The following is a 6,564-nucleotide window of genomic DNA, read 5'->3' as shown; positions in this document are numbered from 1 at the left end:
CTCGATCTGCGGCAGCTAATGTACTGGATGATGGGCGGTTTCGGCGGGGTGGATTGGCGGCAGAAATGGCTGCTGTTAGCCCTGTTGCCAGCGCTGCTGTGGCTATGCGCGCAAGGCAAGGTGCTGAACTTGATGGCCCTTGGCGAAATGCAGGCCCGGCAGTTGGGTCTTTCCCTGCACGTATGGCGTAATCTGCTGGTGCTGGCCATCGGCTGGCTGGTGGGCACCAGCGTGGCCCTGGCGGGCGTAATTGGCTTTATCGGCTTGGTGATCCCGCATATTTTGCGTCTCAGCGGTTTGACCAACCAACGCTACCTGTTGCCTGGCTGTGCACTGGCGGGCGCGGGCGTGTTGTTAGTGGCAGACGTGGTGGCGCGGATTGCGCTGTTTTCGGCGGAATTACCCATCGGCGTGGTCACCGCAACGCTGGGGGCCCCCCTTTTTATCTGGTTACTGGCTCGGATAAAAAGCGTAAGGTAAACCGGCTGCCGGTAATGCCCGGCGGCGTTTTTCTGTATCACCTGCAAATAAAACCAAAGGATAACATCTGATGAGCAACCCGATTTATGCCATTCCCCTGCAAACCATCGAGAACCAAGCTACCACGCTGAACGCCTATGCTGGCAAGGTACTGCTGGTGGTTAACGTGGCGTCGGAATGCGGCCTGACCAAGCAATATGAAGGTCTGGAAAAGCTTTATGAAACCTGGCGTGAGCAGGGTTTTGCGGTGTTAGGCTTCCCCTCCAATGAGTTTTTGGGCCAGGAGCCGGGCAGCAATGAAGAGATCCTGGCGTTCTGCCGTGGCACCTTTGGCGTCCAGTTCCCGATGTTTGCCAAAATCGAAGTCAATGGTGAGGGCCGTCATCCGCTGTATCGGGAACTGATTGCTGCACAGCCACAGGCCGTCGCACCGGAAGGCAGTGGTTTCCTGGAGCGGATGAGCAGCAAAGGCCGCGCGCCGAAGCACACCGGCGATATCCTGTGGAACTTTGAAAAATTCTTGATTGGCCGTGATGGTACGGTGATCCAACGCTTCTCACCGGATATGACGCCTGAAGATCCGCAGGTGTCCGAGGCCATCAAACAGGCCTTGGCCAAGTAACGGAGCGAGAACCATGCTGCAACTCAGTGAGGTAGGGGTAGAAGGGCGATTAGTGCCGTTTTCAGGGCAGATCGCCGCTGGGTTGCAGGTGCACCTGATCGGCCCTAACGGTGCGGGTAAGAGTACGCTGTTGGCCAGATTGGCAGGGATGCTGCCTGGGCCTGGCGAAGTCCGCCTGTCGGGGCGGTTGCTGGAGGCGTATGCGGGGAATGAGCTGGCAAGGCACCGGGCTTATCTGTGCCAGCAGCAGCCTCCGGTTGCGCTGATGCCGGTATTTCAATATCTCGCCTTACATCAGCCCGCCGGGGCGGACGAAAGCGAACTGGAGCACGCTATCCTGTATTTGGCCCGTAGCCTGAAGCTGGCGGATAAATTATCCCGCATGTTGACGCAACTCTCGGGCGGCGAATGGCAACGGGTGCGTCTGGCCGCTGTGTTGCTACAGGTTTGGCCAACGGTCAACCCGCAAAGCCAACTGCTGCTGCTCGATGAACCGACCAACAGCCTGGACGTGGCGCAAAAGGTGGCGCTCGATCGCCTGTTGCGCGAATTTTGCCAAAGTGGCCGTAGCGCGCTGGTCTGTGCTCACGATCTCAATCATACCTTGCAACAGGCCGATCGGGTCTGGTTGCTGCAAGCCGGACGGTTGGTGGCCGAGGGGATCACCCATGAGGTAATGGAACCGGGGCTATTATCCAGAGTTTATGAAGTGGATTTCCATCTGCAGGCGGTGGGGAAACAGCGCTGGATCATGACTAAAACGGCTTAGTGATGTTTGGCCGTTATTTAAAGCGGAAAATAAAAGTTAAACCAAAAGTAAACACGCTCAATATAATTACCCGCCGGAGGCTCAAAAGCCTCCTGCCGATCCCGCCAGTTTCATTGAAAAATCACAATTTCCTGCTGCGCTGATTAGGTTCAAATTAAATTAGGTAAATAATTATAACGGCATAACCCAATGATTGTGCTGTTGATTTATATTTAATAGACGCCAATGCTTTGCAGAAAGTTTCCTGATAATAATTTCCCCTTAAGGTTTAGTTAAGCTTAGCCACGTAGATTGGCAATTAATCCACCCAGGATCATTCTTTGCGACGTTTACTATTCGTTAAATGTAAAAGTCATACAGTGGCTGAAAGAAAATCGAGACGTTTGGGGTTTCATTATGGATCAATTCCTGCCTTTTTCACGCCCGGCAATTGGGGATGAAGAAATTGCGGCGGTAGAAAAGGTGTTGCGTTCTGGTTGGATCACCACCGGTCCGCAAAATCACCAGTTGGAAAGCGAGTTTTGCCGAACCTTCGGCTGCAAGCATGCAGTTGCCGTTTGCTCTGCCACGGCGGGGATGCACATTACCCTGATGGCACAGGGTATCGGGCCAGGTGATGAAGTCATCACTCCCTCTCAAACCTGGGTATCCACCCTCAATATGATCGAATTGCTTGGCGCTACGCCAGTGATGATCGATGTTGACCGCGACACGTTAATGGTCAGCGCAGCCGATGTTGAGGCGGCCATCACCGCACGTACCAAAGCGATCATTCCCGTTCACTATGCAGGCGCACCATTACCGCTGGATGAGCTGCGCGCAGTAGCTCAACGCCACCATATCCCCTTGATTGAAGATGCGGCTCACGCCGTGGGTACTCGTTTCAATGGTGAATGGGTTGGCGCGCGGGGTACCGCGATTTTCTCTTTCCATGCCATCAAGAACCTGACCTGTGCGGAAGGTGGCCTGATCGCGACCAATGACGATCAACTGGCCGATCGCATCCGCTGCCTGAAGTTCCATGGCCTGGGCGTTGACGCTTTTGACCGCCAATTGCAGGGGCGTAAGCCGCAGGCAGAGGTGGTTGAACCTGGCTATAAATACAACCTGTCAGATATTCATGCGGCGATTGCCGTGGTGCAGTTGGCGCGTTTACCAGAGCTGAATGCCCGGCGCAAGGTGCTGGCAGAACATTACCTGGCCGCGCTGCAAGACTCGCCTTTCCAGCCATTGAGCTTGCCGAATTATCCGCACGATCACGCCTGGCATCTGTTTATGGTGCGTGTTGATGAACAACGTTGCGGCATTGGGCGCGATCAACTGATGGAACGGCTGAAAGAAGTTGGGGTTGGTACCGGTCTGCATTTCCGCGCCGCCCATACGCAAAAATTCTACCGCGAACGTTACCCACAGCTGTCATTGCCCAATACCGAATGGAATTCGGCACGCCTGTGTACTTTACCGCTGTTCCCGGATATGACCGAAGCCGATGTCGATCGCGTGGTCAATGCCTTGTCTTCCGTATTGGAGTCTTCCCGTGTCTCGCGTTGAACCTATTAGCAAAGTTTCGGTGGTGATCCCGGTGTTCAATGAGCAGGAGAGTTTACCTGCCTTGTTGGAGCGCACCACCGCCGCCTGTAAACAACTATTGCAACCTTATGAAATTATTCTGATTGACGATGGCAGCAGCGACAACTCTGCCGCCATGCTAACCGCCGCGGCGGAACAACCAGGCAGTTGCATTATTGCCGTGCTGCTGAACCGTAACTACGGCCAGCATTCCGCCATCATGGCGGGTTTCAATCAGGTCAGCGGCGATCTGGTGATCACCCTGGATGCCGATCTACAAAACCCGCCGGAGGAAATTCCCCGTTTGGTCAGCGTAGCGGAAGAGGGCTATGACGTAGTGGGTACCGTGCGTGCTAACCGTCAGGATTCCTGGTTTCGTAAGACGGCCTCCCGCATGATCAATCTGATGATCCAACGTGCGACTGGCAAATCCATGGGCGACTACGGATGCATGCTGCGTGCCTATCGCCGCCATATCATCGAAGCGATGCTGCACTGCCATGAGCGCAGTACCTTTATCCCGATCCTGGCCAACACCTTTGCTCGCCGCACCACGGAGATCGAGGTGCGCCACGCCGAACGTGAGTTCGGTGACTCCAAATACAGCCTGATGAAGCTGATCAACCTGATGTATGACCTGATCACCTGCCTGACCACCACGCCGCTGCGTCTGCTCAGCGTAGTGGGCAGCGTGATCGCGCTGTCAGGCTTCGTGCTGGCGGTGCTATTGATCGTGCTGCGCTTGATCCTGGGGCCTGAATGGGCGGCAGGCGGAGTCTTCACGTTGTTTGCGGTGTTATTCACCTTTATCGGTGCACAGTTTGTCGGTATGGGATTGTTAGGGGAGTACATCGGCCGGATTTATAACGATGTCCGTGCTCGTCCCCGCTATTTTGTCCAGAAAGTGGTCGGTGCAAAACCCACCCAAAATACTCAGGAAGAAGAATGATGAAAGCTATTGTATTTGCTTACCATGATATCGGCTGCGCAGGCTTGAAAGCGCTGACAGAAGCGGGCTATGACATACAGGCCGTCTTTACCCATACCGATGATCCAGGTGAAAACAACTTCTTCTCTTCCGTTGCTCGCCAGGGTGCCGAACTGGAGCTGCCGGTGTATGCGCCGGAAGATGTCAATCATCCGCTGTGGGTGGAGCGTATCCGTGAGCTGCAGCCGGATATCATTTTCTCTTTCTACTACCGCAATATGTTGAGCGATGAGATCCTTTCTCTGGCTCCTAAAGGTGGTTTTAACCTGCATGGTTCACTGTTGCCACGCTACCGTGGCCGCGCCCCGATCAACTGGGCGCTGGTGAACGGCGAAACCGAGACCGGTGCCACGCTGCACAAAATGGTCAAACGCCCGGATGCCGGTGAAATCGTTGGCCAGTATAAAGTAGCGATTTCTGAGCAGGACACCGCACTGACGCTGCACAAAAAAGTGTTGGAAGCGGCGCAGGTCGTATTGAAAGAACAACTGCCGAAACTGAAAAACGGCACGGCTAGCTTAACCACGCAAGACGAAGCGGATGCCAGCTATTTTGGCCGCCGTACCGCAGCTGACGGTGAGATCCAGTGGCACAAATCTGCCCGTGAAATCAACAACCTGGTACGTGCCGTCACCGAACCTTATCCGGGCGCATTCAGCTACCTTGGCCAGCGCAAGATGATCGTTTGGCGCGCACGCGTGCTGGAAACCGCTCATGATAAGCAGCCTGGCACGGTGTTGAACACCGCCCCATTGGTGATTGCCTGTGGTGAAGGGGCGTTGGAAATCGTGGCTGGCCAGAGCGAGTCTGGTTTGTACGTGCAAGGCAACCGTCTGGCGCTGGAAATGGGCATGGTAAGTGACGTACGTTTGGCTGCCAAGCCTAGCTCGGTGATGAAGCGCCGGACCCGCGTGCTGATCCTGGGGGTTAACGGCTTTATCGGTAACCATCTTACCGAACGCCTGCTGCGTGAAGATCGTTATGATATCTACGGCCTGGATATCGGCTCTGATGCCATCAGCCGGTTCCTGGATAACCCGCGTTTCCACTTTGTGGAAGGGGATATCAGCATTCATTCCGAGTGGATCGAATATCACATCAAGAAGTGCGACGTGGTACTGCCGCTGGTGGCGATCGCCACTCCGATCGAATACACCCGCAACCCACTGCGTGTATTCGAGTTGGATTTTGAAGAAAACCTGAAAATCGTTCGCGACTGTGTGAAATACAACAAACGCATCATCTTCCCGTCCACTTCAGAAGTTTATGGCATGTGTGACGATAAAGAGTTTGATGAGGACAGCTCACGCCTGATCGTCGGGCCTATCAACAAACAGCGCTGGATCTATTCGGTTTCCAAGCAACTGTTGGATCGGGTTATCTGGGCCTATGGGGCCAAAGAAGGCCTGAAGTTCACGCTGTTCCGTCCGTTTAACTGGATGGGGCCACGCCTGGACAACCTGGATGCAGCGCGTATCGGCTCATCGCGCGCGATCACTCAGTTGATCCTGAATCTGGTTGAAGGCTCGCCGATCAAGCTGGTGGACGGTGGGGAGCAGAAACGTTGCTTTACGGATATCAACGACGGTATTGAAGCGCTGTACCGCATTATTGAAAACCGCGACGGCCAGTGCGATGGCCAGATCGTCAACATCGGTAACCCGACCAACGAAGCCAGTATTCGTGAATTGGCGGAAATGCTGCTGGCCAGCTTCAATGAACATCCGCTGCGCGGCAATTTCCCTCCATTTGCCGGTTTCAAGGACGTGGAGAGCAGCAGCTACTACGGCAAAGGGTATCAGGACGTTGAGCACCGTACGCCAAGCATCAAGAACGCGCACCGCCTGCTGGGCTGGCAGCCGACAATCGCCATGCAGCAGACCGTTGCCGAGACGCTGGACTACTTCCTGCGTACCACGGTAAAGGAAGGTAATGGTGCATGAAGAAGGTCGGCCTGCGAGTTGATGTAGACACCTTTAGCGGGACCCGTGAAGGGGTGCCGCGCCTGCTGGAACTGTTGGCCAAATACGATATTCAGGCCAGCTTCTTCTTTAGCGTTGGGCCGGACAACATGGGGCGCCACTTGTGGCGCCTGCTTCGTCCCCAATTTTTGCTGAAAATGCTGCGTTCCAAGGC

Annotated in this window: 6 protein-coding genes and 1 pseudogene; all 7 read left to right on the top strand. The window is 54.8% G+C overall.

Annotation, left to right across the window (positions count from 1 at the left end):
* Positions 1-480, top strand: a 480-nt coding sequence (locus tag ACLQ7H_RS03285) for an iron chelate uptake ABC transporter family permease subunit (RefSeq protein WP_411751434.1), incomplete at its 5' end; no start/stop codon positions are given.
* A gap of 70 nt (positions 481-550) precedes the next feature.
* Positions 551-1,102: a glutathione peroxidase gene (locus ACLQ7H_RS03280; RefSeq protein ID WP_411751433.1), complete on the top strand. Its 552-nt coding sequence runs from the start codon at positions 551-553 to the stop codon at positions 1,100-1,102.
* Between the two features lie 13 nt (positions 1,103-1,115).
* Positions 1,116-1,871, top strand: coding sequence for a vitamin B12 ABC transporter ATP-binding protein BtuD (gene btuD / locus ACLQ7H_RS03275; RefSeq protein WP_411751432.1), 756 nt, complete (start codon positions 1,116-1,118; stop codon positions 1,869-1,871).
* 396 nt (positions 1,872-2,267) lie between these two features.
* On the top strand, positions 2,268-3,422 hold the full coding sequence (gene arnB, locus ACLQ7H_RS03270; RefSeq protein ID WP_411751431.1) for a UDP-4-amino-4-deoxy-L-arabinose aminotransferase: 1,155 nt from the start codon (positions 2,268-2,270) through the stop codon (positions 3,420-3,422).
* Positions 3,409-4,389, top strand: coding sequence for an undecaprenyl-phosphate 4-deoxy-4-formamido-L-arabinose transferase (arnC, locus tag ACLQ7H_RS03265; protein WP_411751430.1), 981 nt, complete (start codon positions 3,409-3,411; stop codon positions 4,387-4,389). Before arnB ends, arnC begins: the two co-directional genes overlap by 14 nt.
* Positions 4,389-6,371 (top strand): bifunctional UDP-4-amino-4-deoxy-L-arabinose formyltransferase/UDP-glucuronic acid oxidase ArnA, encoded by a 1,983-nt coding sequence (gene arnA, locus ACLQ7H_RS03260; RefSeq protein ID WP_411751435.1) that lies wholly within the window; start codon positions 4,389-4,391, stop codon positions 6,369-6,371. Before arnC ends, arnA begins: the two co-directional genes overlap by 1 nt.
* A pseudogene (locus ACLQ7H_RS03255) lies at positions 6,368-6,564 on the top strand (4-deoxy-4-formamido-L-arabinose-phosphoundecaprenol deformylase); the annotation flags it as partial. The gene arnA and the pseudogene ACLQ7H_RS03255, both read left to right, overlap by 4 nt.

Source organism: Serratia sp. (in: enterobacteria), assembly GCF_046715635.1.
Taxonomy (GTDB): Bacteria; Pseudomonadota; Gammaproteobacteria; order Enterobacterales; family Enterobacteriaceae; genus Chania.
The sequence above is the reverse complement of the archived record's forward strand: the minus strand, read 5'-3'. Positions and strand labels throughout refer to the sequence as shown.